The organism is Serratia liquefaciens ATCC 27592, assembly GCF_000422085.1.
GTDB classification, from domain to species: Bacteria; Pseudomonadota; Gammaproteobacteria; order Enterobacterales; family Enterobacteriaceae; genus Serratia; species Serratia liquefaciens.
On the sequence record NC_021741.1, the window covers coordinates 2,580,555 to 2,606,037 of the forward strand.

Below are 25,483 nucleotides of genomic sequence, written 5' to 3' on the forward strand. Positions count from 1 at the left end.
TGGTCATTTTCCCTTTCTTTACACTTCCACCACAGAATGAATATAAAAAAACGCAGCGCGCTATCACCACACTGCGTAATTTAATTATTGCCTGGGCTAAATCTTATTGGTTTAAAGATCTATTGTTGGCAACCACGCCATCGCCCTGCTTTTCTGCCGCGATACCCCCGCCCAGCACTTTATACAGAGTAATCAGGTTCTGATATTCGGTTTGGCGAGCAGCAATCAGCGACTGCTGGGCGGTATATAGCGTTCGCTGCGCGTCCAACATCACCAGATAGGTATCCACCCCATGGCGGTAACGCAGCTCCGCCAGGCGATAATATTCCTGCGAGGCCGCCACATAGCCGGTTTGCGCCGCTAACTGTTCCTGAATTGTGCCCTTGCGTGCCAACGCATCGGCCGTTTCCTGGAATGCCGTCTGCACCGCTTTTTCATAGGTGGCGACGTAGAGGTCTTTCTGCGCCTTGGTGTAATTCAACTGCGCCGTATTATAGCCACCGGTAAAGATCGGCAGGCTGATGCTCGGTGCGAACGACCAAACGCCCGCCCCCTGACTAAACAGGGATGAAAGTTCTCCACTGCCCACTCCGCCGCTGGCGGTCAGGCTGATAGACGGGAAGAACGCCGCTCTGGCAGAACCGATATTGGCATTGGCAGCCTTCAGGTTATGCTCGGCCTCCAGCACGTCCGGGCGGTTCAGCAGCACCTGCGACGACACATTGGCCGGTATATCTTTCATGATGCCAGACAACGCTTCGATCCCATCAGGCAACAGGCTCTCCGGCACGCTTTGCCCGACCACCAGATCCAGCGCATTTTTCGCCTGCGCCGCGCTGGTGGAGTAGCTGGCCACGTCCGAACGCGCCTGCTGATAGACCGTCTCCGCCGACGCCACGTCAACCATCGACAAAATACCGTTTTGCTGATTCTTGCGCGTTACCGCCAACGACTGTTTGGCACTTTCCATGGTGCCTTTGGCGGCGGCCAGATTGCTGCGTGCGGCCGCCACATTTACCCAGTCGGTCACGGTGTCGGCAATCAGCGCCAAACGGGTACTTTTCGCCGCTTCGGACTCCGCCAAATAGCTCTCGAATTTAGCGCGAGTCAGGCTGCGATTTTTGCCAAACAGATCCAGCTCGAAAGAACTGGTGCTTGCCGTCGCTTCGTAACTTTGGCTGATCGCCGTGGCATTGCCATTACCGGTCAATGCCCGGCCACGACTGCCGTCCACTCCGGCATTGATGGTAGGAAACAGATCGGCACGTTGCTCACCGTAGAGCGCCCGGGCAGATTCGATGTTGGCAATGGCCTCGCGCAAATCGCGACTGCTGCTCAGCCCCATCTCAACCACCTGCCGTAACCGGCTATCGACCACATAGTCACGCCATGGGATGTCCGGATAGCTTAATGACAATTTACCCGAGGGCGCAGTATAAGCGGCCCCTTGCGGCAGCGTTGAGGGCACCGGCGCCTGCGGGCGTTGATAGTCCGGATCCAGCGAGATACACCCCGCCAGCACCAGCGGAAAGGTCAAAGTGATTAAACGTTGCAGCACGTTATTCTCCTGCCTGCGGCGCAGTGTTTTCTGTTGGTTTGGCGGAGGTTGTTTTGCGTGAAAACATCCGGCGTACCAATACGTAGAACAAAGGAACGAAGAAGATTGCCAGTAATGTCGCCGTAATGGTGCCGCCGATGATCCCGGTACCTATGGCGATCCGGCTGTTGGCCCCGGCGCCGCTGGAAACCGCCAAGGGCAATACGCCGGCGCTGAATGCCAGAGAGGTCATCAGAATAGGACGCAGGCGCATACGGGAAGCCTCAACGGCGGCGGCGATCAAGGCTTCGCCGCGCTGGTAATTTTCTTCGGCGAATTCAACGATCAGAATGGCGTTCTTGGCTGACAGGCCGATGATGGTTAATAGCGCCACCTGGAAATAAATGTCGTTTTCCAGCCCGCGCAGCGTGATGGCCAGCAGGGATCCCACCACGCCCATCGGCACCACCATCATCACGGCAAACGGGATTGACCAGCTCTCATACAGCGCCGCCAGGCACAGGAACACCACTACCAACGAAATGGCATACAACGATGCCGCCTGCCCGCTGGTCAGGCGTTCCTGATATGACAACCCGCTCCAGGAGAAGCTGCTGGCGGAAGAGAACTGTGATGCCAGTTTTTCCATCTCGTCCATTGCCGTGCCTGAACTGGTACCGGGCGCGCCCTCGCCGGTGATTTCAAACGAGGACAGTCCGTTATAACGCGACAGGTTTTCCGGCCCGTAAATCCAATGTGAAGAGGCAAAGGCAGAGAACGGCGTCATGCTGGTCGTGCTGCTGGAGGTGCCGCGAACAAACCACTTATCGAGATCCTCCGGCTTTGACCGATACTCGACGTCACCCTGCATATAGACCTTTTTCACCCGGTTACGGTCGATAAAGTCGTTGATGTAGGTGCTGCCGAACGCGCTGGTGAGCGTGCTGCTGACGTCGCCGGCGCTCAGGCCCAGCGCCTGCAGTTTGTCGTTGTCGATGTCTACCTGCAGCTGTGGCGTATCCGGCAGGGTGTTGGCGCGCACCGCGCTCAGACTCGGGTTTTTCCCGGCGGCGGCGATGATCTGGTCACGCATCACTTGCAACTCCGCACGGGTGGTAGCCCCTTTAGCCTGCAGTTCGAAGGTGAAACCGTCGGACTGGCCGAAACCGTCGATCGCCGGTGGGCTCATCGAGAACACTTGGGCATCGCGAATAGTGGCAAAGTGCGCCATTGCGCGTTTGGCAATGGCATCGGCGGTGTTGGCACTGCCGGGCCGCTGGCTCCAGTCCTTGAGACTGACGAAGGCCATACCGGCGTTTTGCCCGCTGCCGCTGAAACCAAAACCATTGATGGTGAAAATGGTGCTGACGTTGGCCTTCTCGTCGGTGAGGAAGTAATCTTTTACCGCGTCGCTGACCGCCGATGTCCTGGCATCGGTCGCGCCAGCAGGCAAGGTGTATTGCACCATCACCACGCCCTGATCTTCATTGGGCAAGAAGCCGGTCGGCAGCCGCATATACATCACGGCGGCGGCAATCAGCAACAGACCATACAGCAGCAGATAGCGCATTGGGCTGTGTATCACCCGGGCGACCTTATCGGCGTATTTCTCCTGCAGACGGTTATAGCCACGGTTAAATTTACCCAGCAGGCCCTTATCGGTCAGATCGTCATGAGCTGGTTTGAGCAAAGTGGCACACAATGCCGGTGCCAGCGTCAGCGCCAGGATCACCGACAGCACCATCGACGCCACGATGGTAACGGAGAACTGACGGTAGATAACCCCGGTGGAGCCGCCAAAGAACGCCATCGGCAGGAACACCGCCGACAGCACCATGGCGATACCGACCAGAGCCCCGGTGATCTCCTTCATCGATTTTTCCGTCGCCTCACGCGGCGGCAGCTTCTCTTCCCGCATCACGCGCTCGACGTTTTCCACCACCACAATGGCATCATCCACCAATAGACCGATCGCCAGCACCATGCCAAACAGCGTCAGGGTATTGATCGAATAGCCGAAGGCGGCAAGCACGCCAAAGGTGCCCAACAGCACCACCGGCACGGTAATGGTCGGGATCAGCGTAGTACGCAGGTTTTGCAGGAACACAAACATCACGATCACCACCAACACCACCGCCTCTATCAGCGTTTTCACCACCTCTTCGATCGAGATATTAATAAAATCGGTGCTGTCTTTCGGGTAGGCCACCTTGTAACCGTTCGGCATTGAAGTCTGATATTCCGCCACTTTGGCTTTGACCAGCTTGGCGGTGTTGAGCGCATTGGCACCGGCGGCCAGCTTGACCGCAATCCCGGAGGCTGGATGGCCATTCAACCGGGCGCTGGAAGAGTAATCCTCGTTGCCCAACTCTACCCGCGCAACGTCGCCTAGGCGCACCAGTGCGCCGCTGCTGTCACTCTTGAGAATGATGTTGCGGAACTGCTCCGGCGTTTGCAGGCGCGACTGCGCTTTTACCGTGGCGGTCAGCTGCTGATCGGCACCGGACGGTAAATCGCCGACCTTACCGGCGGAAACCTGGGTATTTTGCGCTTCTATCGCCGTTGATACGTCGGAAGGCATCAGTGAAAAGGACGCTAGCTTGGTCGGGTCAAGCCAGATGCGCATGGCGTATTCCGATCCGAATACCTGCACATCGCCAACCCCTTCGATGCGCGACAGCGGATCCTGAATGTTGCTCACCAGATAGTCGGAAATGTCCGCCATGCTGGCCTTGTCGGTTTCGTCATACAGACCGACGATCAGCAAGAAGCTGCTCTGAGATTTTTTGACCGTAACCCCTTGCGCGGTGACCTCGGTAGGCAAACGGCTTTCCGCCTGCTGCACCTTGTTTTGCACCTGCACCTGCGCGATATCCGGATCGGTGCCCTGGTCGAAGGTGACATTAATGCTCACAGAACCGTCGGAGCTGCTGGTGGCTGAAAAGTAAAGCAGCCCGTCCAGCCCGGTAAGCTGCTGTTCGATGACCTGAGTAACGCTGTTTTCCAGCGTCTCGGCATCGGCACCCGGATAGGTGGCGGAGATGGAAATCTGCGGTGGGGAGACGTCCGGATATTGCGAAATGGGCAGCGAGTTGATCGACATCAGCCCACACAGCATGATGATGATCGCAATCACCCAGGCGAAAACTGGTCGCCGAATAAAGAACTGCGCCATGGTTACTGCTCCCCGCCGTTAGCCGTCGGTTGTTTCACATCAACCGCTTTGACCTCAACGCCCGCAGCCACCTTATTGGTGCCTTCAACGATCAGACGGTCACCGGCATTCAGGCCCTTGCTGACCAGCCAGTTGCTGCCGATAACCTGTTCGGTAATGACCGTGCGTTGCTCCACTTTGTTTTGCGCGTTAACAACCAGCGCCGTGGCTTCGCCCTTGGCGTTACGGGTGATCCCCTGCTGAGGCGCCAAAATCCCCTTGGGATCGACGCCGTTGTCTACCGTGGCGTGAACATACATGCCGGGCAGCAATTCGTGCTCGGGATTAGGGAACACCGCACGCAAGGTGACGGAGCCGGTCGACTCGTCTACCGCCACTTCCGTCAGCTCCAGTTTACCGGGGTGGGTATATGGCGTGCCGTCCTCGAGTTTGATGGCTACCGGCGTGACATCGTCACGTTGCAGCGATGCCTGCTGTTTACGCAGTTTGAGCAATTGACTACTGGACTGAGTGAGATCGACATAAATCGGATCGAGCGCGCGAATGGTCGCCAGGGCGTCGGTCTGACTGGCGGTCACCAAAGCGCCCGGTGTCACAGAGGAAATGCCGATACGGCCGGAGATAGGCGCGCGCACCTGAGTGTACGCGAGATTGATTTTGGCCGACTCCAAAGAGGCCTGATACTGTGCGACGGCGGCAACCGCCTCCAGATAGGTCGCCATGGCATCATCCGCATCCTGTTTGGAAACGCCATTCTCTTTTACCAGTGCGGCGTAACGCTGCGCCTTCAGGCGGCTGGACTTCACGGTGGCCTCAGCGCTTTTCAACTGAGCGGCAGCCTGATCGTAGCTGGCCTGATAGGTTGCGGGGTCGATCTGATACAACACCTGCCCGGCCTTGACCTCGGCACCTTCGGTAAACAGGCGCTTTTTGATAATGCCGTCCACCTGAGGACGAACGTCCGAGGTCATGGTGGCGTTCACGCGGCCGGTCAAATCGCTGCTCAGCGTTACCGGTTGAGCCTGCAGCGTCGCGACACCCACTTCTTGCACGCCACCGGCGCCGGCGGGTGCTCCACCGCTCTGGCCATCACAAGCGGCCAGCAATAACGACAGGCTGACAAGTAAAACCTTTTTCCTTTGCATCGACTATCTATCCTATTGAGAACGTTTATTCTCAATATATAGAAAGCGCCGTTTTTAGTCTGACAGGGTTGCGTAAGGATTGCGTAAAATTGCATCGCAGAGCATGAGGAGAACCGGTGCGCGCCTGCTTTACGCACCGGTTTTGGCGGTTTTACTTATGGCGAAGCGGCACGTCTTTCAGCAACCAGGTCAATGCAAAGGCCAGCGCCATGACCCCGGCGGCAATCTGATACACCGAGTGAATGGCCCCGCCAAAGGCTTGCAAATAGTCGTTCTGCAACGTCAACGGCAGATGGTGCACCGCCGCCGCGCCCAAGGAACGCGGTAACGCCGTCCCTTCAGGCAGCAAACTGGCCAACCGACTGTGCAGCACATTGGTAAAAATCGCGCCAAACACGGCTACCCCGATGGATCCGCCGATAGAGCGAAACAGCGTAGCGCTCGAAGTGGCAACGCCCATGTGTTTTGGCTCGACGCTGTTTTGCGCCGCCAGGATCATCACCTGCATCACCATACCCAATCCCAACCCCAGCAGGCTGATGTAGAGATACAGCAGATGTACCGGCGTCGAGTTTTTCAACGTCCCCAGCAGAATCATCCCTACCAGGGCACAGCAGGTGCCTATAATCGGGAAAATACGGTATTTACCACGCTTGCTGATTAACCGACCGCTAACGATGGAGCTGATCATGATCCCGCCCATCAGCGGCAGTAGCTGCATCCCGGCCTGGGTCGGCGTGGAATTCTTGACCACCTGCAAATACAGCGGCAGGAAAGTCACCGAACCAAACAGCGACATACCGACGATAAAGCCGACCAAGGCGCACAGCAAAAAGGTCCTGTTGCGGAATAAATCGAGCGGAATGATAGGCTCTCTCGCCAGGCGTTCTTCGTAGATAAAACCGCCTAATGACACCAAACCAAAGGCCAAAATGCACCACAGCTGCCCGTCAGACCAGGCCATGACCGTGCCGCCCTGACTGGTAAACAAAATAATGCAGGTCAGCGCGGCAGCCAGATAGCTGGCCCCCAGGAAATCGATTTCATGCTTGACCCGATTGACCCTGGATTGGAACACCGCGCCAATCACCAACAGCGCGAAAATCCCCAGCGGCAGGTTGATATAGAAAATCCAGCGCCATGAGAAATGCTGCACCAGCACCCCACCAATCAACGGGCCTACCACCGTCGCCAGGCCGAATACGCCGCCAAACAGGCCCTGATAGCGTCCGCGTTCGGCCGGCGGGATCACATCGCCCACCACCGCCATGGTGACGACCAGCAAACCGCCACCGCCCAGCCCCTGCAGGGCACGCATCAGGATAAGCTGGGTCATGTTTTGCGCCAATCCGCACAGCACCGAGCCGAGCAGGAAGACCACAATGGCAATCTGCAGCACGATTTTACGGCCGAACAGATCGCCGAACTTGCCATACAGCGGCACCACTATCGTCGATGCCAGCAAATAGGCGGTGACTACCCACGACAGATTTTCCAGGCCACCGAACTCGCCAACAATGGTCGGTAATGCAGTAGAGACAATGGTTTGATCGAGCGCCGCCAGCAACATGACCAGCAGCAATGCGGAGAACAACAGCCGGATCGAGGGCGCCTGCCCAGACGCCCTGCCGCTGTCTTCGCTGCCTGCCAGATGACTGATCCCCATTTAGATGAGCTCACTTGTAATTAATTAATCGAGTAATTAATATATGAGTGATTCTTTTCTCCGGTCAATGGATCTCACCGCGATGACAGCACAAAACGTTCAAGCCCCGCGCCGCCCTGGTCGGCCGAGCGGCGGCACCAAGGGCACAGAAAAACGCGAGCACCTGCTGGACACGGCGCTTAATTTGTTTGCCCGCCAAGGCATTGCCGATACTTCGCTCAATGCCATTGCACGTGAAGCCGGCGTCACCCCCGCCATGCTCCACTACTATTTTCACAACCGCGAACAGTTGCTGGACGTGCTGATCGAAGAGCGTTTCCTGCCGGTACGGCTGGCCGCCGGCAGCGTTTTCGACGCCAATGCGGACGATCCTATTGCTGCCTTCACCCAACTGGCCCAAAGGTTTATCGATATCTCCACCGCGCATCCCTGGTTCGCCCCGCTGTGGTTGCGAGAAGTGATGAGTGATAACGGCGTACTGAAGCAACGGATGGATGAGCGTTTTGGTGATGCACAGCGCAAAGCGGCCCTGAAGTCGATTATGCGCTGGCAGGCAGAAGGCAAGCTGAGTGCCGATCTGGAACCCTCTTTGCTGTTTATCACCCTGTTTGGCATGACGCTGCTGCCGCTGGCCACCGCGCCGAAATGGCACCGTGACAACAACAGCAGCAACGGCCCGCAGAGCGCTGAAGTCATCGCGCGGCACGCCATTGCATTATTAAGCTACGGGCTGGGACCGCAGCGCTAGAACGAGATCCATTTTGGTGCGACTCGCTCCTCCAACGAGCGTCATTTCGCATCGGTATAGATCTTTGTCCTCTGCTACCGCTAACTGTCTAACTGGCACCCTTTTTGCTTTGGCTAATCCTGCTAATTTGGCTTGTTAATCAGGGGTAGCTTATGTTTCAAACAATTAGAGTGGCATTGATCTGCTTCACCTTCAGCTTTGCCGGCGTGGCAAGCGCCGCCGGGGACTTACCGCACATCGTGATTTTAGCCACCGGCGGCACCATCGCCGGCTCTGCGGCCAGTAATACACAAACCACCGGTTATAAGGCTGGGGCACTGGGAGTGGAAACGCTGATTGCAGCGGTGCCGGAAATGCAGAAAGTCGCCCGCGTAGACGGCGAACAGATTGCCAATATCGGCAGCGAAAACATGACCAGCGATATCCTGCTCAAGCTGTCCAAGCGGGTCAATGAGCTGCTTTCACGCAGTGATGTGGATGGCGTGGTGATCACGCACGGTACCGATACGCTGGACGAATCGCCGTACTTTCTTAATCTGACGGTCAAGAGCAACAAACCGGTGGTATTTACCGCCGCGATGCGCCCTGCGACGGCCATCAGCGCCGACGGCCCAATGAACCTGCTGGATGCGGTCACCGTTGCCGCCGACAAGCAGTCCGTGGGGCGTGGCGTTATGGTCGTTCTGAACGATCGCATTGGCTCGGCCCGTTTCAGCACCAAAACCAACGCCACCACGCTGGACACCTTCAAAGCACCGGAAGAAGGCTATCTGGGCGTAATTGTCGGTGGAAAACCCTACTTTGAAACCCGAGTCGACAAGATCCACACCACTCGCTCGGTATTTGACGTGCGTGATGTCAAGGTGCTGCCAAAAGTCGACATTATTTATGGTTATCAGGACGATCCTGAATACATGTACGATGCGGCCATTCAGCATAAAGTGGATGGCATTGTTTACGCTGGCACCGGTGCCGGCTCGGTTTCAGTGCGCAGCTCTGCCGGGATCAAAAAAGCGGAGAAAGCCGGTGTGCTGGTGGTTCGCGCCAGCCGCACCGGCAGCGGTATTGTCCCGGAGGACAGCGGGCAACCTGGCCTGGTGTCCGATTCGCTCAACCCGGCCAAGGCGCGTATTCTGCTGATGCTGTCGCTGACCAAAACCCATAATCCTCGCGTCATTCAGGATTACTTCCACACGTATTGATCCACGTTATCTCGACAGGGCCAAGGCTGGCCCTGTTGTAACAAGGCTTAAACGGCCGGCAGCTGACTGGTCACGCAGTGGATGCCCCCACCACCGGCGGCGATAGCGTCGATATTCAACTGCACCACTTCACGCTGCGGGTAAAGCGCCGTCAATAATGCCAAAGCTGCGGCATCCGCCTCGGCATCGCCAAACTCCGGGGCGATAATCGCGCCGTTGATGACAAAGTAATTGATGTAACCGGCGGCAAAATCCGCATTGCCCTTGCTGAAGCGGCTACGGCGTGGACCCAGCGGTGGCGACACCGTATGCACCTGTATCTTGCGGCCATCGGCATCCGTGGCCTGTTTGAGGATCGCCAAATGATCCAGCGTGACCTGATGGTCGTAGGACTCAGGATCGCTATCCAGATTGGCGATCACCACGCCTGGGCTGACGAAACGGGCGTAAAAATCGACGTGAGCGTCGGTAATGTCTTTGCCTTTAATCCCCGGCAGCCAGATGATTTTTCGCAGGCCCAGCATCGCTTTGAGCTCTTGCTCTACCCGATCACGGCTCCAGCCAGGGTTGCGGTTGCGATTGATCCAACTGCTCTCGGTCATGATGCCGGTGCCATGACCATCCACCTCGATGCCCCCGCCTTCTCCTGTCAAGGCGCTGCGGCGCAGTGGGTTAACGCCGAAATGTCTTGCCTGGAAAGCGGCCAACTGAGCATCTTTGCCGTGCCGTTGTTTATTGCCCCAGCCGTTAAAGTTGAAGTCCACCGCCGCCAATTCACCCGCGTTGTTGGTAACGAAATTGGCAGCGATATCGCGCATCCAAATATCATCGAGCTCGGTAATGACAAAGGTCACATTGTGGCTACCGCATTTTCTCTCCGCTAACTCTCGTTCACGTTCGCGACAAAATACCGTCAGCGGCTGGTAAACCGCGATAGCACGGGCAATGCGCCCCAGAGCATCTTGCACGTCCGCCGTGAACGCCCCCCAAATCGCCCGCTGTGCGCCAAAGGCGATAAAGGCGCATTGCTGAGGCTCACCCTCATCGGGCATGCGCCAGTTTCCGCCAGCCGTTTTCTGAGCCGCGTGGCTGGACAATGATGCCAGCCCCATCGAGGCCGTCAGGCTAATGCCGGCAATCAGGGAAGCCTGTTTGATAAATTCACGACGTGTTGACATGGTTTGCTCCTGTATTGCCGCCAAAACAATAAGCTAAACTATTCAGCAAAAGACGGCGTGATGTCGATAACAGCTATGTTAATCCCTTTAATCCGGGTAAAACAAAGGATACATTTAGCGGACACCTGATTAGATAGGCTTATCAATAATGTTAAAGCACTGGCCCCCGATGAACGCCCTGCGCGGTTTTGAAGCCGCCGCCCGGCTGGGCAGTTTCCACCAGGCCGCCGATGAGCTGCACCTCACTCAGTCGGCGATCAGCCAACAAATTCGCAGCCTGGAAGCTTTCCTGGAGCAACCGCTGTTTTTCCGTAGCGGCCGCAGCGTCAGCCTGACAGATGCCGGTCAGGATCTCTACAGCACCGCCCAGGTGATGCTGCAACAGTTGGCCGTTGGCATCCGCCGTCTGGAGCAGTACCGCAAACCCAACCAGTTGATCGTCAACACCACGCCGGCGTTCGCCCGTCACTGGCTGGTTCCGCGCCTTAAAAGCTTCCACCGGCAGCACCCGGATATCGACCTTTGGCTGTTCACCACCTTCGACCCGCCGGATATGGCGACCGAAACCGTCGATCTGGCGATCCGTGACGATCTCAGTGCGCAAATTGAATGTAGCCTCAAAATGCTGCATCAGGATCGGCTCTATCCGGCTTGCCATCCTGAGCTGCTGAAACAGGACAAGGCACAACGCACCACCCTGCACGGCGAACGCGAGATGGACTGGAGCCATTGGGCCGTTCAGGGCGGCGCCAACGTTGGGCAAAGCAGCCACGGCCTGAACTTCTCCGATCCCGGCCTGCTGTTGGATGCGGCCTGCGACGGCCTGGGCATCGCTCTGGTCAGCGAAATGCTGGCGCAACAGGCTCAGGCACGTGGGGTATTGCAGCCGATGACGGAGCAAAGCGTGCGTGGCCCTCAGTGGGCCTGGCTTATTCATCGCGATAGCGAGAACAACCCGCTCGCCCGGCATTTTTGTGAGTGGTTACTAACACAATTGCCGGCGGTGATTTAACGTTCTACCTCACGCTTCCAAACGCCGGATAAAGCGCGGCGGATTGAGCGGTGCTACTTTCAATCAAGCGCCAGAAAAAGCTTAAACAATGGTGCTAAGTGGTTGTTGAGATTGAATTCACCTGTCATCGTTCAATTCGAAAAGGAAAGGCTATGCATTCTGGTTTATTGAAAACATTGGCACTCAGCGTGGCGCTGGCCACCCTCAGTCCTTCGGTATTCGCCGCTAATTTGAACGCCGGTGCCGTAGCGGCGCCGGATCAATACGGTGCCAAAGTGGCCGCACAAATTTTGCAGGCCGGCGGTAATGCCGTCGATGCTGCGGTCGCCACCGCCTTTACGCTGGCAGTGACCTACCCGGAGGCCGGCAACATTGGCGGCGGCGGTTTTATGACCCTGTACGTCGACGGCAAGCCCTACTTCCTCGACTACCGGGAAGTCGCCCCCAAAGCGGCCACTAAAACCATGTACCTTAACGAAAAAGGCGAAGTGATCGAGAACCTCAGCCTGGTGGGCACCAAGGCCGCCGGCGTACCCGGCACGGTACTCGGGCTGTGGGAAGCGCATAAACGCTTCGGCAAGTTGCCCTGGGCAGAACTGCTGACCCCGGCTATCGGCTATGCGCAACAAGGCTTTAAGGTGGCCGGTCAGCAATACCAATACCGTGAGGATGCCAATAAGCTGTTCGCCGACAAAACCAACTTCGGCGATTACTTTGGCAGCATGAAACCCGGCGCGGTGTTTAAACAGCCGGAGCTGGCCAAAACGCTGGAACGCATCGCTAACAAAGGTGCTGACGACTTCTATCAGGGGGAAACGGCCAAGCTGCTGATCGCCCAGATGCAACGCGATGGCGGCCTGATCACCCAGGACGATCTGACAGACTACCGGGTGAAATGGCGCGAACCGATGAAAATCGCCTGGCGCGGCAATACCCTTTATACCGCCCCGCTGCCGAGCTCCGGCGGCATCGCGCTGGCGCAGTTGCTGGGCATAAAGGAAGATCGTGCTGCAGATTTCAAAGGCGTCGAGCTGAACTCCGCCCGCTATATTCACTTACTGTCGGAAATCGAAAAGCGCGTCTTTGCCGATCGCGCCGATTACCTCGGCGATCCTGACTTTGCCAAGGTGCCGGTTGCTCAATTGGTCGCCCCGGATTATTTGCAAAAGCGGGCTGCGGAGATCAATCCGACCGCCATTTCACCGACCGAGAAGGTACGGCCTGGGTTGGAACCCCATCAAACCACGCATTTCTCGATTGTTGACGCGCAGGGTAACGCGGTCAGCAATACCTATACGCTAAACTGGGACTTCGGCAGCGGCGTGGTGGTGAAAGGGGCTGGCTTCCTGTTGAATGACGAAATGGACGACTTCAGCGCCAAACCGGGCGTGGCCAATGCCTTTGGCGTGGTCGGAAGCGACGCCAACGCCATTGAACCGGGTAAACGCATGCTTTCGTCCATGAGCCCGACCATTATCACCCGCGACGGCAACGTTAGCCTGGTGATCGGCACCCCTGGCGGTTCTCGCATTTTCACCTCGATTTTCCAGGTGATAAACAATCTCTATGATTACCAGTTACCGCTGCAACAAGCGGTGGCCGCGCAGCGCGTCCATCACCAACTGTTGCCTAAAGACACTATCTTCTACGACGCTTTTGCTCCACTGACCGGCAAAGTGGCTGAACAGTTGAAAGCGATGGGTTACACACTGGAAGATCAGGGCTGGTACATGGGGGACATACAGGCGATCCGCGTCAAGGGTGACACGCCGGAAACCGCCTCCGATCCGCGTGGCCGCGGTATGGGGCTGATAGTGAAAAAATAACGATAAAACACCGGGCGGATCCGTTAGAGGTGCGCCCGGTGTTTTTGTTTCTATTTAGTGACTACAGCAGAATTAACCCCGGCGTTCGCCAGCTCGCCATACACTACCTGGCCACGGAAGCCGCGCCGAACCTGCTGGAACAATGCGCGGAAGGCAGGATAATCCTGTGCCTGACAGAGCGCGTCCTTACCGCGAACGGCATTCAGCTGTAGCCGATGATTGACCACCACCTGTTGCCCTTCGAGCTGCCATTCAACCTGGTATTTGCCGGCCGCATTGCTGAACTGCTGGTTCTTGGGGATGGCGATAATCGGCACGTTGGCGGGCAGGTGCAGGCGATAGGTCTCGTCGTACTGCTGCGCGGTGCAGAAGAACGGCGTTTCGTTAGTCGGGGCGGACGTCGTCGAGTAAAGCGTACGGAAAGACTTGCCGCCGGGCGGCGTCGGTACGGCCATACCACCCACCACGCTGAAATCGACATAATCCTCGGCTTTGAATTTATAACTGTAGGCAAACGGCTTTTTGAGATCGAACGCATCGCCGTGCATCGCGATAACCCCACGGCCATCAATGCCTGAGGACGCCATGATGTTCTCTTCGACTCGCGCCCGGTTCTGCTGATTGATTTGCGAGAAATAGCCTCTCAGGTCGATCTCATCCACCTCACCCAGCTTGCGTTCGGTTTGGCCTCGCATATTGCCCGCTTTATCGAAGTAGAAGTCCACGCTGAGCGACGTATTGTTGCGCTGTTCGTCATTGTCAGGGGTACGCGCCAATTTGGCTTCGCGCGTCAGCAGGACCGGAGCCCCAAGGTCAGCCCCCGGCAGTTGGCCAAAGCGCGCCCAGGGGCTGGTAGAATCCAGATACAGATTGAACTCCGGCACGTAGGTAATCGCGTGGTTAAAACGGCCCAGCAGTGGGACCTTCGGCAATATCGGCCCTTGATCCATGCCGATCAGCACCGGTGAACTGACGATGCCCTTGGCGGCCAGCAACGCCTCGAGCATCACCACATGATCCTTGCAATCGCCATAGTGGTTATCCAGGATGCTCTGCGCCGAATTCGGCTCCAGCCCGCCGTTGCCCAAATAGACCGCCACATAACGAATATTCTGTGCCACCCAGCGATAAATCGCCGCCGTCTGCTCACGACGGTCGCTGATGCCGTCGGTAATTTTATCCGCCAGCGCCTGGATCGCCGGGGTCACCTTGGCCGCCTGATTGGCTTTCTGTTGATAGGCTTTGGCCAGCTGTGGCCATTCGCGGTAGGTACTGGCCATGATGGTTGGGCTGAATGTCCAGCTGTTCGCCGACCAGTTTTGCGCTTCTAGCGGTTCACTGCGCCGGTAATGCCAGCGCCAGTAGGCCTGACCGTCGCGGATCTGCGGCTTATCTGCGCCCTCTACTCCTCGGGTAAAGACATGCATCGGCACATTGGCCGGCGCCTGTAAATTGACCTCGGCGTCATCAAACTGGTCAAAGACGCTGAAGGTCTCCCACAGGCCGAAGTAGTCCGGGAAGTACGGGGTATTTTGCGTGCGCAACACCTGATACACCACGCGAGAACCGGGTGCCAGGTTGGAGAAGACGATCACCTTTACCTTGCGATCGGCATACAGTGGCGCAGAGGCGCTGGAGTAGCTTTCCTGGGTATAAATGCGATCGGGCGCGACATCATGGCGCAGTCCATCGGCCGTCAGCGTATAGGCCGAAACCACCTTCAGCGTTTCCATTTTTTCGCTGTAGCTCAGGCGGATTTGGCTGAACTTCTCGACTGCCGCCTTGGTTTTGAGCAGCACCTCATAACTCTCGGTCTTGGTGTTGCTGGCATTGGCATGGACTTGATAATCCGCGCGGTAACGCACAAAGCTGAAATCATTGCTAACGGCGGCATCCTTGGTGGCGACCGACGGCGCTTCCACGGCCAACAGCGTTGCCGGGTGCGTCGCCGCAAGTCCAGCGGCCAACACGAGAGAAGGGATGACAATTTTCATCTTCGTTCCTTGAAGTTTTTTAAACGATAACAGTGACATTGATAAAGTGCTGACCACTGACGCAAGAGCGGCACACTAATACAACTGAGAATCGTTTTCAATAAAATACCGATTCGGCCGGGTGTGACCGACCTAACCCTGCTCTATCAACATGACAGCCGTAGTATCGTTCTCCAAAGCGTCAAAAATATGCTCGCGGTCGGCGGAATAACTGATGTAATCCCCTGCGTTCAATTCTACCGGTTGGTCCGTCGGCCCGACTAGCGCCCTGCCACTGCTGATAATCACATGCTCAATGGTACCCGGCATATGCGGCCGCGAAATGCGGGCTTCGCCCGGTTGAACCTGTAGACGGTAAATATCGCGCTGTGCCCCTGGCGGGCAGGTCGCCAACAGGGTGGCGGCGTAGTTGGCCTGTTCGGAAACCGTGGTCACCCCTTCATGGGCACGGATCACCTGTACGTGCTGGCGTGGCTGAGAAATCAACCGGCTGACCGGCACATCCAACGCCATCGCCAACGCCCACAAGGTTTCCAGGCTGGGGTTGCCGCTGCCGGTTTCCAGCTGCGAAAGCGTCGATTTTGCAATGCCGGCTCGGCGAGCCAATTCGGTAACCGAGAGGCCCAATCGTTCGCGTTCACGGCGAATGGCGGCCGAAAGCAGCCCGATGGGCGTAGCGTTATTGCTGACAAAGTCGCTCATTGTTCACCATATCGTTCGTTTGTTCGTCTTGACGAACAGTTATCGAGTGTTCATCATAATGTTCAGTTGTTCATTTTAATGATAACCGCCAACGGCGGCAAGCGCACTAACAGGGAGAAGGGAAATGAAGATAAGAACCGGCGGCGTATTACAGATGACCCTCGCCATGGTCATTTCCGGAACCGTGGGCTGGCCGGTAATGCTGCTGGGGCAACCGCCCGCTACGGTGGTTTTCTGGCGCTGCGCGTTTGGCGCGCTAGCGATGCTGATCGCCTGCGCCCTGCTTGGCCTACTTAAAAAAGACATGTTAACCCGACGTCAGGCTGCCATTGCGGTGCTGGGCGGTGTAGCCCTGGTGTTGAACTGGGTAATGTTGTTCGGCGCTTACAGCCATGCCTCTATTGCGGTGGCGACCGTCACCTACCACGTCCAGCCCTTTATGCTGGTTGGGCTCGGGGTGCTGTTTTTCGGCGAAAAAATGACGGCGACCAAGTTTGGCTGGCTGGTACTGGCCTTCGTCGGCATGTTGCTGATCATTAGCGGTAAACAAGATGGCGGCGATACCAGTGCCGATTACTTCACTGGCGTGTTGCTGGCGCTGGGCGCTGCCTTTATGTATGCGGTAGCGGCGGCGATCGTCAAGCGTTTGAAAGGGGTGCCGCCGCACCTGATCGTGCTGATTCAGCTCACTCTGGGCGTCGTACTGCTGGCACCGTTCGCCGGCTGGGCCCAACTGCCGTCGACGGCTAACGGCTGGTTGCTGCTGGCGACCCTGGGTCTGGTGCACACCGGGCTGATGTCTTCCCTGCTGTACAGTGCCATCCAGAAAATCCCCACTGCCCTGGTAGGCGCGTTATCTTTCATCTATCCCGTGGTGGCGATTATCGTCGACTGGGCGGTATTCGGACACCGCCTTAGCCTGATGCAGCTGTCGGGCGCCGCCGCCATCTTGCTTGCGGCAGCGGGCATGAACTTTGGCTGGCGACTGGTGCGGGCGAGAAAACCCGTGCGCGTGGTCGGTGATCAACAACCCTGAGCGCGATTTTTAAAACCGTTCGTTGCCGAATGATAAGCGAAACGCCTATCCCAAAAATATCAAAAGCTCAGCGAATTAACGTATTCGCCCTGGCCGGCAAGAGCTGTTATTTATTTAACCAGACACGGGAGGAGTTAACGATGGCACGCTACGTGTGGAATGACCGACTGAAGCAGAGCATCCGTTTCAGTTACTGGAATGAGCTGTGCGTTATTGACGATAACGGGGCCTTGGTGGCCCCGCTTCTCAAGCTAATGGATCTATTTTTCCGCCGTTTGATCGCGTAAGTGACTGACCTGCGCTTGCAGCTCGGGCCACGGCGCTTTCCCCGCATAGTTTTGCCGCAGATAGTTAAGCAATTCGGCGATCTGCCTGTCGTTCAGGTTATGGCGAAATGCCGGCATATAGCCCAGGTTGCTATTGGCCGGCCGTTGAATGCCGTCCAGCACCACCCGAATGGCATTGTCCGGCTTATCGGCATACAGGTTGGTGTTCAGCGCCAGTGAAGGTCGAACGCCGATCAGCTGAGCCCCCTTTTCCTGAGCATGGCATGCCATACAGGCACCGGAGAAAATACGTGCGCCTTCCGTGGTTAACGGCTCGGTCCGCGACTCGGCCCATTCATTCAAACGTTTGGCTTCTGTCACCTTAGACTCGCTCGGATGATAAGTGCGCAGATAAGTGGCTATGGCCTGCAAGTCTTGCTCCGGCAACCGCGAAAGCCCCTCTTCGATCACCGGTGCCATCGGCCCGGCTGCCACGCCGTGATTTGCCGAATACCCAGTGCGCATAAAGCTGAGCAAATCATCTTGTGTCCACTCCAGCGGTGCCAAAGAGCTGCCGGTTAGCGACGGAGCAGTCCAGTCTTCCGCCACGCCGCCGCTCAGGTGCTCAGCGCCGCCTTTCTCGCCAAACATCAGGTTGCGCGGCGAGTGGCAGGCGCTACAGTGGCCAAGGCCTTCGGTCAGATAGGCCCCGCGATTCCATTCGGCGCTTTGTGTCGGATCGGCCTTCATGGCGCCAGGCTTGAGGAACAGCCAGTTCCAGGTGACGATGCCCTGGCGAATGTTAAACGGAAAACTCAACTCGGTGGCCGGCGGCTGATATTTCACGGCCGGTTGCGACATCAGGTAGGCGTACAAGGCCTGCAGATCTTCATCGCTGGTGCGGGTAAACGCCGTGTAGGGAAAGGCCGGGTAGAGATAGTGCCCTTCGCGATCAACCCCATGACGCATCGCTCGTTCAAAGGCGGCATACGACCATTTCCCAATGCCGGTGTCGTTATCCGGGGTGATATTGGTGCTGTAAATGGTACCGAACGGAATCTCCATCGCCAATCCGCCGGTATTGCGCTCGCCGCCGGGCCGGGTATGGCACACCGCGCAGTCGCCGAGATCGGCCAGCACTTTCCCTTGGGCGATCTGTTGCTGACTAAAAACGTGATGATCCTTTTCCTCCAGCGGCGCTATTTCTGATTGCCAGCTGGCTATCGCCCCAATGACCACGGCGGCAACGACCGTCAGACTGCCCCAACCGGCGATTTTCTTTATGCTGCTCATAGTGACTTATCCCTTTCTGCGCTGCCGGAAGCCTGCTGTTTTAACGCCTTTACCACTCGCTCAGGGGTAAAAGGTACCTCTCGCAGACGCACGCCCAGCGCGTCGAACAACGCATTGGCGATCGCCGCCGCGCTCGGCACCGAGGCAGATTCTCCTGCCCCCATAGAGGGTTCATCCGGATAGTCCAGCAGTTGGATATCAACCTGCGGTAACTCGTCAAACCGCAGGATCGGATAACCGCCCCAATCCAGCGACGTCACGGACGCAGAGTCAAAGGTGACGAACTCTTTCAGCACCCGGCTGGCGGACTGAATGATATTGCCGTGCACCTGGTGACGAACCCCTGCCGGGTTGATGATGCGGCCGCAGTCATGGGCAACGAAGATTTTATCCAGCTTGATCTGACCGCTGTGGCGATTAACGCTGAGATCGCACACCCAGGCCGCCCAGGCGGCACCAAACCCAGGGAATTTACTGTGGAAATAACGCGCATAGGCAAAGCCGCGCCCCGTCACCCATTCAGGATCGCCGGACACCGGGCTGCGGTAGGCCGGGCCATCCTGCCAATTGGCCTGCTTTTTCAACGCTTGAATCAGCGCCACGGCACGCGGGTCTTTCAGATATTGCAGGCGGAATGCGATCGGATCCTGCCCGGCTCGCCACGCCAGTTCATCAATCCAGGATTCGTGGGCGAACACGTTGGGTAACGCCGAGACCCCACGCATCCACGAAGCCCGCACAATTGGCGCCGCGTCCTGGCACACCACCCGCATATTGGGATATTCATATTGGGGAATGGCGGTTCTGTCGCCCATCTGCTGCACGTCTGCCAGATTGGGCACTTTACCGGCCAGTACCAGTGACAACGTCACAGCGTTGTTTGAAGGGTAGCTGGTTTTCAGTTCGTAAGCCGCCACCTGATTGTGCTTATCCAACCCGCCGCGGACTCGCATCAGTTGCCCGGTGCCCTTGGGTTCCCAACCTGCCTCTTGTTCACGCATCAACTGCACCCTGACCGGCTTGCCGGTGGCCTGCGATAACAGCGCAGCGTCAGCGGAGACGTCATCGGCACAGTTGCGACCATAGCAGCCGGAGGCTTCCATGCGATTGATATGGACCTGCTCTGGCCGCCAATCGAGCAAATGAGCGATGTCCTTACGCAAATCGTGAGGATTTTGCGTGCCTGACCAGATTTCTGCGCGATCGCGACCGACGTCGGCCACCGCACAGGACGGGCCGATCGACGCGTGTTGATGGTAAGGCCAGACGTAATCAGCATTGACCTCGGTATGCAACGAGGCCAAAGCGGCATCGACCCCGGCATCATCACGCAGCACGCGATCCGTTTTGGGGTTTTCCACCAGGGCCTTATGCAATCCTGTAAGCGAAAGATCGGGTAAACCGGACCAGGGACGCCAGACGGTTTTCAGTTGCCGCATGGCGGCAATCGCCTGCTCTTCGCGTTCGGCGACGATACCGATGAAATCGTTAATCACCACCAGTTTTACAATGCCAGGCAAATGGGCAATGGAATCATGGTCAACCGACAGCAGGCCGCTGCCCAACGGGGCGCTGCTGTCGGCGCCGATATAAGGCGGGCGCACCACTCTGCCATGCAGCATGCCCGGCAGGCGGAGGTCATGCACATAGGTCAGTTGGCCGGTCACCTTGGCCGGGATATCCACCCGCGGCACCGCCTTGCCCACGTAACGGCTCTCCGCCACGCTCTTCAGCCTGATGGTTTTATCCAGGGCCACCTGTAAATTTTGCCCGCGGGCCAGTTCACCATAGCTCAGACTGACGTTGGGTTTGTCCCTCGCAAATACCCGGCCATTTTCAGCCTGCAGGCGTTCCACCGGTAACGCAAAGGCCTTTGCGGCCAGTGCCAGCAGCAATTGTCGCACCTGTGCGGCTGCCTGGCGCAGCGGTATAGCGGTCACCTGAATCGTGGCGCTGGCGATGGTCGGCCCCTGATCCGGCGTGCGCTGGGTGTCACCCAAAATCACCGTAACGTGCTCGAAAGGTACGCTGATTTCATCGGCAACAATCTGTGCCAATGCGGTGCGAATACCGGTGCCAAGATCCACATGGCCGTTAAATGCGGTGACACGGCCATCGGCGGTCAGGCCGATAAAGCTGTCCACGCGATCGAGCGGCAGATCGCCGCCTACCTCTGGCGTCGTTGCCAGGGCATTAAGCGACACAGGCAACAGGCTGCTGACCATTACCAGGCCACCGGCCTGCAACAGGCGGCGGCGCGTTATTTCCAGGCGGCTCATGCTTGCCCCCTTTCCGCCAACAGCTGACGGGCTTTGGCGGCAGCACGCAGGATCTCAATATGGGTGCCGCAGCGGCACAGGTTATAAGCCAGCTCATTTTTGATTTCTTGTTCATCTGCCTGCGGATTTCGCTCAAACAGAGCAACCAGCGTCATGATCATGCCGTTGGTGCAATAACCGCACTGCGCGGCCTGCTCATCGATAAAGCCTTGTTGAACCGGGTGCAGTTGCCCCGCCTCGCTCAGGCCTTCCAGCGTAGTGATGGATTTATCGATAACGCCACTCAGTGGAATGGAACAGGAACGGGCGGCAACGCCGTCGATCAGTACCGTGCAAGCACCGCACTCCCCGAGGCCACAGCCATATTTGGGGCCATTCAGGCCCAGATCATTGCGTAACACGTAGAGTAGCGGCGTTTCGGGTGAAATGGCGCCCAGTGCGACCATCCGGCCGTTTATTTTTATTTCCATGGTGAATACATATCCTTAACCAAACGGATTGCTCCGTAATATCACTGCGGTGAATAATTCACAGCATGCTAATTATAATCATTAAAAGACTTTCTAATGTTAAGGGTATGTAGTGCCAATTGCTTTAACGAAAAGTGGGTATTTATCATCAATTTCGAGTGGCATTAGAGCAGGACGTAGTGATTGCGCACCAGTCGTTGACGGAAGGATCTACAGCGTACGGTCTGCTGGCGACCAACGAGGAAACCCGTGCCGCGCATGAAACTGAGAGGAAGTAAGTGGCTGATTATTTATCTATTAATTCGACTAACTAAGCCATATTCGGCATTTCACACCCGAAAATATTTTGCTTATCATCATGATCTGTCTCTGAGGTTTGCTTCAGGGCCTGTCTACCGGAATTTTTGTCCTTGTTTTGTTCTTCGTGAACGCTCGGCCGCACTCAGGTGCGGCTTTTCTTTTTGTTGCCTCCCCCCGCTTGTTACGCACCCATGTTACCCATCCGTTAAATGACCGGGATCTGCGCGCTCAGCCTGATTTTCGCTCGCAATACGGCAGTTTTTGCTGCTCTTCCCCGGTGACAGTCACCCTTTTCCTTCCGTCGATCACATTACGGGTAACACAGTTTTTTAACACTCTTCAGCGTGATATCTGTCGCAAAACCGCCTGCCGAAAACCGCTTTTATAGCAATACGAAGTAACGCTAATTATTGACAGGTGAAACCATGACGACCTCTACATCCAATGAAGTGCTGTTGATTGCCCCAGTAATGGATAACCTGCTGGCCCGCCTTGAGGCAGCCTTTGTGGTACATCGGTTGTATGAACAAGAGGGTGCGGCCGCTTTTCTGGCCGAAAAAGGTGCGGCCTTCCGTGCGGTCGTCACTCGGGGGGATATTGGGGTCGAGACGCCAGTGCTTGAACAATTACCCAACCTCGGGCTGATTGCGGTGTTCGGCGTAGGCACTGACGCGATTGATCTGAATTACACCCGTAAACACGGCATTGCCGTCACCATCACCTCCGGCGCCTTGACGGAAGACGTGGCGGATATGGCTCTGGGATTGTTGCTGGCTACCGCTCGTCAGCTGTGCCACAACGATCGTTTTGTGCGTGAAGGTCGCTGGCTGAAAGAAGCGCCGGGCCTGTCGGTGCAGGTCAGCGGCAAACGGCTGGGCATTTTCGGCATGGGTAACATTGGCCGCGCCATCGCCCAACGCGCCGCCGGTTTCAATATGCGTATTCAATACGCCAGCCACACGCAGGACAGTTCGCTGCCCTATCGCTATTTCCCAGATCTGCTGACTTTAGCGCGGGAAAGCGACTTCTTTATCATTGCTATTTCCGGCGGTAAAGACAGCGCCGGCCTGGTGGACAAGGCGGTATTCGACGCCCTGCCGTCGCACGCGCTGGTGATTAACATTGCTCGCGGCAGCATCGTTAATGAACCCGACCTGATTAGCGCCCTGCAAAGTGGCGCCATCGCCGGTGCCGGGCTAGACGTTTATGCCCACGAACCCGAGGTTCCTGCAGAACTGATCGCCATGGAAAACGTGGTGCTGCAACCGCATATCGCCAGCGCCACCCAGGAAACCCGGCAAAAGATGAGCGATATCGTGTTTGCCAACGTTGAAGCCTTTTTCAACCGGGCGCCGCTGCCCCACGCCATCGAGTAACTGACGCGTTTTCTTTTCGATTTTATTACCGCCGAATCACAGAACCTCTTCATTGAGAGGTTCTCCCTGCGCCCTATAAAGAGAGATCGCCATGGATAATAAAATACCCAACACCCGCTGGCTGCGGGTTATTGCCCCGATCCTGATCGCCTGCATCATTTCCTTTATGGACCGGGTTAATATCAGTTTTGCGCTGCCCGGCGGTATGGAGACCGACCTGGGCATTACCAGCCAGATGGCCGGGCTGGCCAGTGGCATCTTTTTTATCGGTTATCTGTTTTTGCAGGTTCCCGGCGGACGCATCGCGGTCAACGGCAGCGGCAAGCGCTTTATTGCCTGGTCCCTGTGTGCCTGGGCGGTGGTGTCAGTTGCGACCGGCTTTGTCACTAACCACTATCAACTGCTGGTATTACGCTTCGTATTGGGCATCTCTGAAGGCGGTATGTTACCGGTAGTGTTAACCATGATCAGCAACTGGTTCCCGGAAAAAGAACTGGGCCGCGCCAACGCCTTTGTCATGATGTTCGCCCCATTGGGTGGCATGCTCACCGCCCCGATCTCTGGCGCCATCATTAACGCATTCGACTGGCGTTGGTTGTTTATCATCGAAGGCCTGTTGTCGCTGGTGGTATTGGCCGTGTGGTGGCTGCTGATCAGCGACCGCCCACAGGAAGCGCGCTGGCTGCCGGCCCGTGAGCGCGACTATCTGATAACCGAACTAACGCGCGAACGGCAAGAACGCAGCAAACTGCAACCGGTCAGCAAAGCACCACTGAGAGATGTCTTCCGTAACAAGGGCTTGATGAAGCTGGTGCTGCTGAACTTTTTCTATCAAACCGGCGACTACGGCTACACCCTGTGGCTGCCCACCATTTTAAAAAACCTGACCGGCGGTAACATGGCCTCGGTCGGCTTCCTGGCAATCTTGCCATTCGTCGCGACGCTGTTGGGGATCTACCTGATTTCAGTGCTTACCGATAAAACCGGCAAACGCCGCCTGTGGGTGATGGTTTCATTGTTCTGCTTTGCTGCGGCGCTACTGGCTTCGGTGGTGCTGCGTCATAACGTGGTGGCGGCCTACATTGCGTTGGTAGTGTGCGGCTTCTTCCTCAAAGCCGCCACCAGCCCGTTCTGGTCCATGCCTGGGCGTATCGCCTCCGCAGAGGTCGCCGGCGGCGCACGCGGCGTGATTAACGGCCTCGGCAACCTGGGCGGCTTCTGCGGGCCTTATCTGGTAGGGGTGATGATCTACCTCTATGGCCAGAACGTGGCGGTATGCGGTCTTGCAGTCTCACTGATCATCGCCGGCATCATCGCCTGGCGTTTGCCGAAGGAATGTGACCTGACCGGCAGTGAACCGACGCACGACAAACTGCTGGACAACGCCAAACGGGCCTGAATAACAACGAAAACCACGAGCGGGCTACGGCAAAATCTGCTATGTTAGCCCGCTGATTAAGGTCTGTTGTTACTCGCTGGATTAGGTCTATGTTTACCCATAAAGCAATCGCCGAACTCAATGCGCTGGAATTGTTGGTTTATAACTACATCACCAAAAACAAGAACCCGGTGATGTATATGACCATCCGCGAACTGGCCGAGGCCGCCGGGGTATCCACCACTACCGTACTGCGCTTTTGCAAGAAAATGGGCTGCGACGGCTACTCCGAATTTCGCATCCGCTTCAAGCTGTATCTTGAGCAGACCGAAGCACCGCCGATGGATTTCGGCACCAGCGAAATCATCAGCTTCTTTAAAAGCATTAATAACGACGAATTTAATCAACTGTTAGATCAGGCGGTGCAGCATATTGCCGCTGCTGAGCGCATTATTTTCGTCGGCGTCAGCACCTCCGGAGCATTGGGGAAATACGGCGCGCGTTTCTTTTCCAACGTTGGAAAATTCAGCACCCATATCGACGACCCTTATTATCCCATCAATAGCGACATGTATAAAAGCGCGGTCGCAATAATACTTTCGGTGTCTGGAGAGACCGAAGAAATTTTGCGCCTCGCCAGCCAGTTCAGCCTGCATCACTGCAAAATCATCAGCATCACCAACAACGAAACCTCCTCGCTGGCACGCATGGCGGACTTTAACCTCTCATACCACGTTCCCCCGCAGTTGATCGCCGGGCAACACAATATCACCACCCAAATCCCGGTCATTTACATTATCGAAACCATCGGCAAGCGGCTTGGGCATATTAATTACGCAAAATAAAACAGCCTGTTTTTTTAATGTGACACGTCACCTGAGTGGTGATTTGTTATATCGT

General features: G+C 56.7%; 18 protein-coding genes. 8 read left to right on the forward strand and 10 right to left on the reverse strand.

Annotated elements, in window-relative coordinates:
* Nucleotides 1-103: 103 nt before the first annotated feature.
* The 4 genes from M495_RS12095 to M495_RS12110 form a co-directional block, all read right to left on the reverse strand.
* Complete coding sequence (locus M495_RS12095; protein WP_020826947.1) at nt 104-1,558, reverse strand: efflux transporter outer membrane subunit; 1,455 nt, start codon at nt 1,556-1,558, stop codon at nt 104-106.
* Between the two features lies 1 nt (nt 1,559).
* A complete protein-coding gene (locus M495_RS12100) occupies nt 1,560-4,712 on the reverse strand; it encodes an efflux RND transporter permease subunit (protein WP_020826948.1) in 3,153 nt (1,050 codons plus the stop codon).
* Between the two features lie 2 nt (nt 4,713-4,714).
* Nucleotides 4,715-5,857, reverse strand: coding sequence for an efflux RND transporter periplasmic adaptor subunit (locus tag M495_RS12105; protein ID WP_020826949.1), 1,143 nt, complete (start codon nt 5,855-5,857; stop codon nt 4,715-4,717).
* A gap of 151 nt (nt 5,858-6,008) precedes the next feature.
* Entirely contained in the window at nt 6,009-7,523 is a 1,515-nt protein-coding gene (locus M495_RS12110) for an MDR family MFS transporter (RefSeq protein ID WP_020826950.1), read from the reverse strand.
* 82 nt (nt 7,524-7,605) lie between these two features.
* On the opposite strand from M495_RS12110, the gene M495_RS12115 reads away from it, so the two are divergent.
* Entirely contained in the window at nt 7,606-8,271 is a 666-nt protein-coding gene (locus tag M495_RS12115; RefSeq protein ID WP_020826951.1) for a TetR/AcrR family transcriptional regulator, read from the forward strand.
* Between the two features lie 152 nt (nt 8,272-8,423).
* Nucleotides 8,424-9,473 carry a type II asparaginase gene (locus M495_RS12120; RefSeq protein WP_020826952.1) on the forward strand — a complete coding sequence of 350 codons (1,050 nt, stop codon included), beginning with the start codon at nt 8,424-8,426 and terminating at the stop codon, nt 9,471-9,473.
* A 47-nt stretch (nt 9,474-9,520) separates the two neighbouring features.
* Here M495_RS12120 and M495_RS12125 read toward each other — a convergent pair whose 3' ends face one another.
* The gene (locus M495_RS12125; RefSeq protein ID WP_020826953.1) at nt 9,521-10,651 is read right to left on the reverse strand and encodes an agmatine deiminase family protein; all 1,131 of its coding nucleotides are present in this window, start codon (nt 10,649-10,651) and stop codon (nt 9,521-9,523) included.
* A gap of 148 nt (nt 10,652-10,799) precedes the next feature.
* Between M495_RS12125 and M495_RS12130 the strand changes: the two genes are divergently transcribed.
* Together M495_RS12130 and ggt are read left to right on the forward strand one after the other, a co-directional pair.
* Nucleotides 10,800-11,663 (forward strand): LysR substrate-binding domain-containing protein, encoded by an 864-nt coding sequence (locus tag M495_RS12130; protein WP_041414568.1) that lies wholly within the window; start codon nt 10,800-10,802, stop codon nt 11,661-11,663.
* Nucleotides 11,664-11,815: 152 nt separating this feature from the next.
* On the forward strand, nt 11,816-13,489 hold the full coding sequence (gene ggt, locus M495_RS12135; RefSeq protein ID WP_020826955.1) for a gamma-glutamyltransferase: 1,674 nt from the start codon (nt 11,816-11,818) through the stop codon (nt 13,487-13,489).
* A 50-nt stretch (nt 13,490-13,539) separates the two neighbouring features.
* On the opposite strand, the gene M495_RS12140 is transcribed toward ggt, so the two are convergent.
* Both M495_RS12140 and M495_RS12145 read right to left on the reverse strand, forming a co-directional pair.
* Nucleotides 13,540-15,483, reverse strand: coding sequence for a DUF3857 domain-containing protein (locus tag M495_RS12140; protein ID WP_020826956.1), 1,944 nt, complete (start codon nt 15,481-15,483; stop codon nt 13,540-13,542).
* A gap of 132 nt (nt 15,484-15,615) precedes the next feature.
* Nucleotides 15,616-16,185: a helix-turn-helix domain-containing protein gene (locus M495_RS12145; RefSeq protein ID WP_020826957.1), complete on the reverse strand. Its 570-nt coding sequence runs from the start codon at nt 16,183-16,185 to the stop codon at nt 15,616-15,618.
* A gap of 124 nt (nt 16,186-16,309) precedes the next feature.
* On the opposite strand from M495_RS12145, the gene M495_RS12150 reads away from it, so the two are divergent.
* Nucleotides 16,310-17,221 (forward strand): DMT family transporter, encoded by a 912-nt coding sequence (locus tag M495_RS12150; RefSeq protein ID WP_020826958.1) that lies wholly within the window; start codon nt 16,310-16,312, stop codon nt 17,219-17,221.
* Nucleotides 17,222-17,481: 260 nt separating this feature from the next.
* On the opposite strand, the gene M495_RS12155 is transcribed toward M495_RS12150, so the two are convergent.
* From M495_RS12155 to M495_RS12165, 3 genes are read right to left on the reverse strand one after another with little or no spacing between them, the layout of a single operon-like run.
* Nucleotides 17,482-18,780: a cytochrome c gene (locus M495_RS12155; protein ID WP_020826959.1), complete on the reverse strand. Its 1,299-nt coding sequence runs from the start codon at nt 18,778-18,780 to the stop codon at nt 17,482-17,484.
* Nucleotides 18,777-21,059: a xanthine dehydrogenase family protein molybdopterin-binding subunit gene (locus M495_RS12160; protein WP_020826960.1), complete on the reverse strand. Its 2,283-nt coding sequence runs from the start codon at nt 21,057-21,059 to the stop codon at nt 18,777-18,779. Before M495_RS12160 ends, M495_RS12155 begins: the two co-directional genes overlap by 4 nt.
* Nucleotides 21,056-21,529, reverse strand: a complete 474-nt coding sequence (locus tag M495_RS12165) for a (2Fe-2S)-binding protein (protein ID WP_020826961.1) — start codon at nt 21,527-21,529, stop codon at nt 21,056-21,058. Before M495_RS12165 ends, M495_RS12160 begins: the two co-directional genes overlap by 4 nt.
* Before the next feature lie 725 nt (nt 21,530-22,254).
* Here M495_RS12165 and M495_RS12170 point away from each other — a divergent pair.
* The 3 genes from M495_RS12170 to M495_RS12180 all read left to right on the forward strand — a co-directional run bounded on the left by M495_RS12170 (nt 22,255) and on the right by M495_RS12180 (nt 25,428).
* On the forward strand, nt 22,255-23,205 hold the full coding sequence (locus tag M495_RS12170; protein WP_020826962.1) for a 2-hydroxyacid dehydrogenase: 951 nt from the start codon (nt 22,255-22,257) through the stop codon (nt 23,203-23,205).
* Between the two features lie 91 nt (nt 23,206-23,296).
* Nucleotides 23,297-24,604 (forward strand): MFS transporter, encoded by a 1,308-nt coding sequence (locus M495_RS12175; protein ID WP_020826963.1) that lies wholly within the window; start codon nt 23,297-23,299, stop codon nt 24,602-24,604.
* 89 nt (nt 24,605-24,693) lie between these two features.
* Entirely contained in the window at nt 24,694-25,428 is a 735-nt protein-coding gene (locus tag M495_RS12180; RefSeq protein WP_020826964.1) for a MurR/RpiR family transcriptional regulator, read from the forward strand.
* The last annotated feature ends 55 nt before the right edge of the window (nt 25,429-25,483 follow it).

Bases quoted from the DNA above. Each gene is read 5' to 3' on its own strand.
- M495_RS12100 (WP_020826948.1), bottom strand. From the start codon at position 4,712: ATGGCGCAGTTCTTTATTCGGCGACCAGTTTTCGCCTGGGTGATTGCG.
- M495_RS12105 (WP_020826949.1), bottom strand. From the start codon at position 5,857: ATGCAAAGGAAAAAGGTTTTACTTGTCAGCCTGTCGTTATTGCTGGCC.
- M495_RS12110 (WP_020826950.1), bottom strand. From the start codon at position 7,523: ATGGGGATCAGTCATCTGGCAGGCAGCGAAGACAGCGGCAGGGCGTCT.
- M495_RS12115 (WP_020826951.1), top strand. From the start codon at position 7,606: ATGACAGCACAAAACGTTCAAGCCCCGCGCCGCCCTGGTCGGCCGAGC.
- M495_RS12120 (WP_020826952.1), top strand. From the start codon at position 8,424: ATGTTTCAAACAATTAGAGTGGCATTGATCTGCTTCACCTTCAGCTTT.
- M495_RS12125 (WP_020826953.1), bottom strand. From the start codon at position 10,651: ATGTCAACACGTCGTGAATTTATCAAACAGGCTTCCCTGATTGCCGGC.
- M495_RS12130 (WP_041414568.1), top strand. From the start codon at position 10,800: ATGTTAAAGCACTGGCCCCCGATGAACGCCCTGCGCGGTTTTGAAGCC.
- ggt (WP_020826955.1), top strand. From the start codon at position 11,816: ATGCATTCTGGTTTATTGAAAACATTGGCACTCAGCGTGGCGCTGGCC.
- M495_RS12140 (WP_020826956.1), bottom strand. From the start codon at position 15,483: ATGAAAATTGTCATCCCTTCTCTCGTGTTGGCCGCTGGACTTGCGGCG.
- M495_RS12145 (WP_020826957.1), bottom strand. From the start codon at position 16,185: ATGAGCGACTTTGTCAGCAATAACGCTACGCCCATCGGGCTGCTTTCG.
- M495_RS12150 (WP_020826958.1), top strand. From the start codon at position 16,310: ATGAAGATAAGAACCGGCGGCGTATTACAGATGACCCTCGCCATGGTC.
- M495_RS12155 (WP_020826959.1), bottom strand. From the start codon at position 18,780: ATGAGCAGCATAAAGAAAATCGCCGGTTGGGGCAGTCTGACGGTCGTT.
- M495_RS12160 (WP_020826960.1), bottom strand. From the start codon at position 21,059: ATGAGCCGCCTGGAAATAACGCGCCGCCGCCTGTTGCAGGCCGGTGGC.
- M495_RS12165 (WP_020826961.1), bottom strand. From the start codon at position 21,529: ATGGAAATAAAAATAAACGGCCGGATGGTCGCACTGGGCGCCATTTCA.
- M495_RS12170 (WP_020826962.1), top strand. From the start codon at position 22,255: ATGACGACCTCTACATCCAATGAAGTGCTGTTGATTGCCCCAGTAATG.
- M495_RS12175 (WP_020826963.1), top strand. From the start codon at position 23,297: ATGGATAATAAAATACCCAACACCCGCTGGCTGCGGGTTATTGCCCCG.
- M495_RS12180 (WP_020826964.1), top strand. From the start codon at position 24,694: ATGTTTACCCATAAAGCAATCGCCGAACTCAATGCGCTGGAATTGTTG.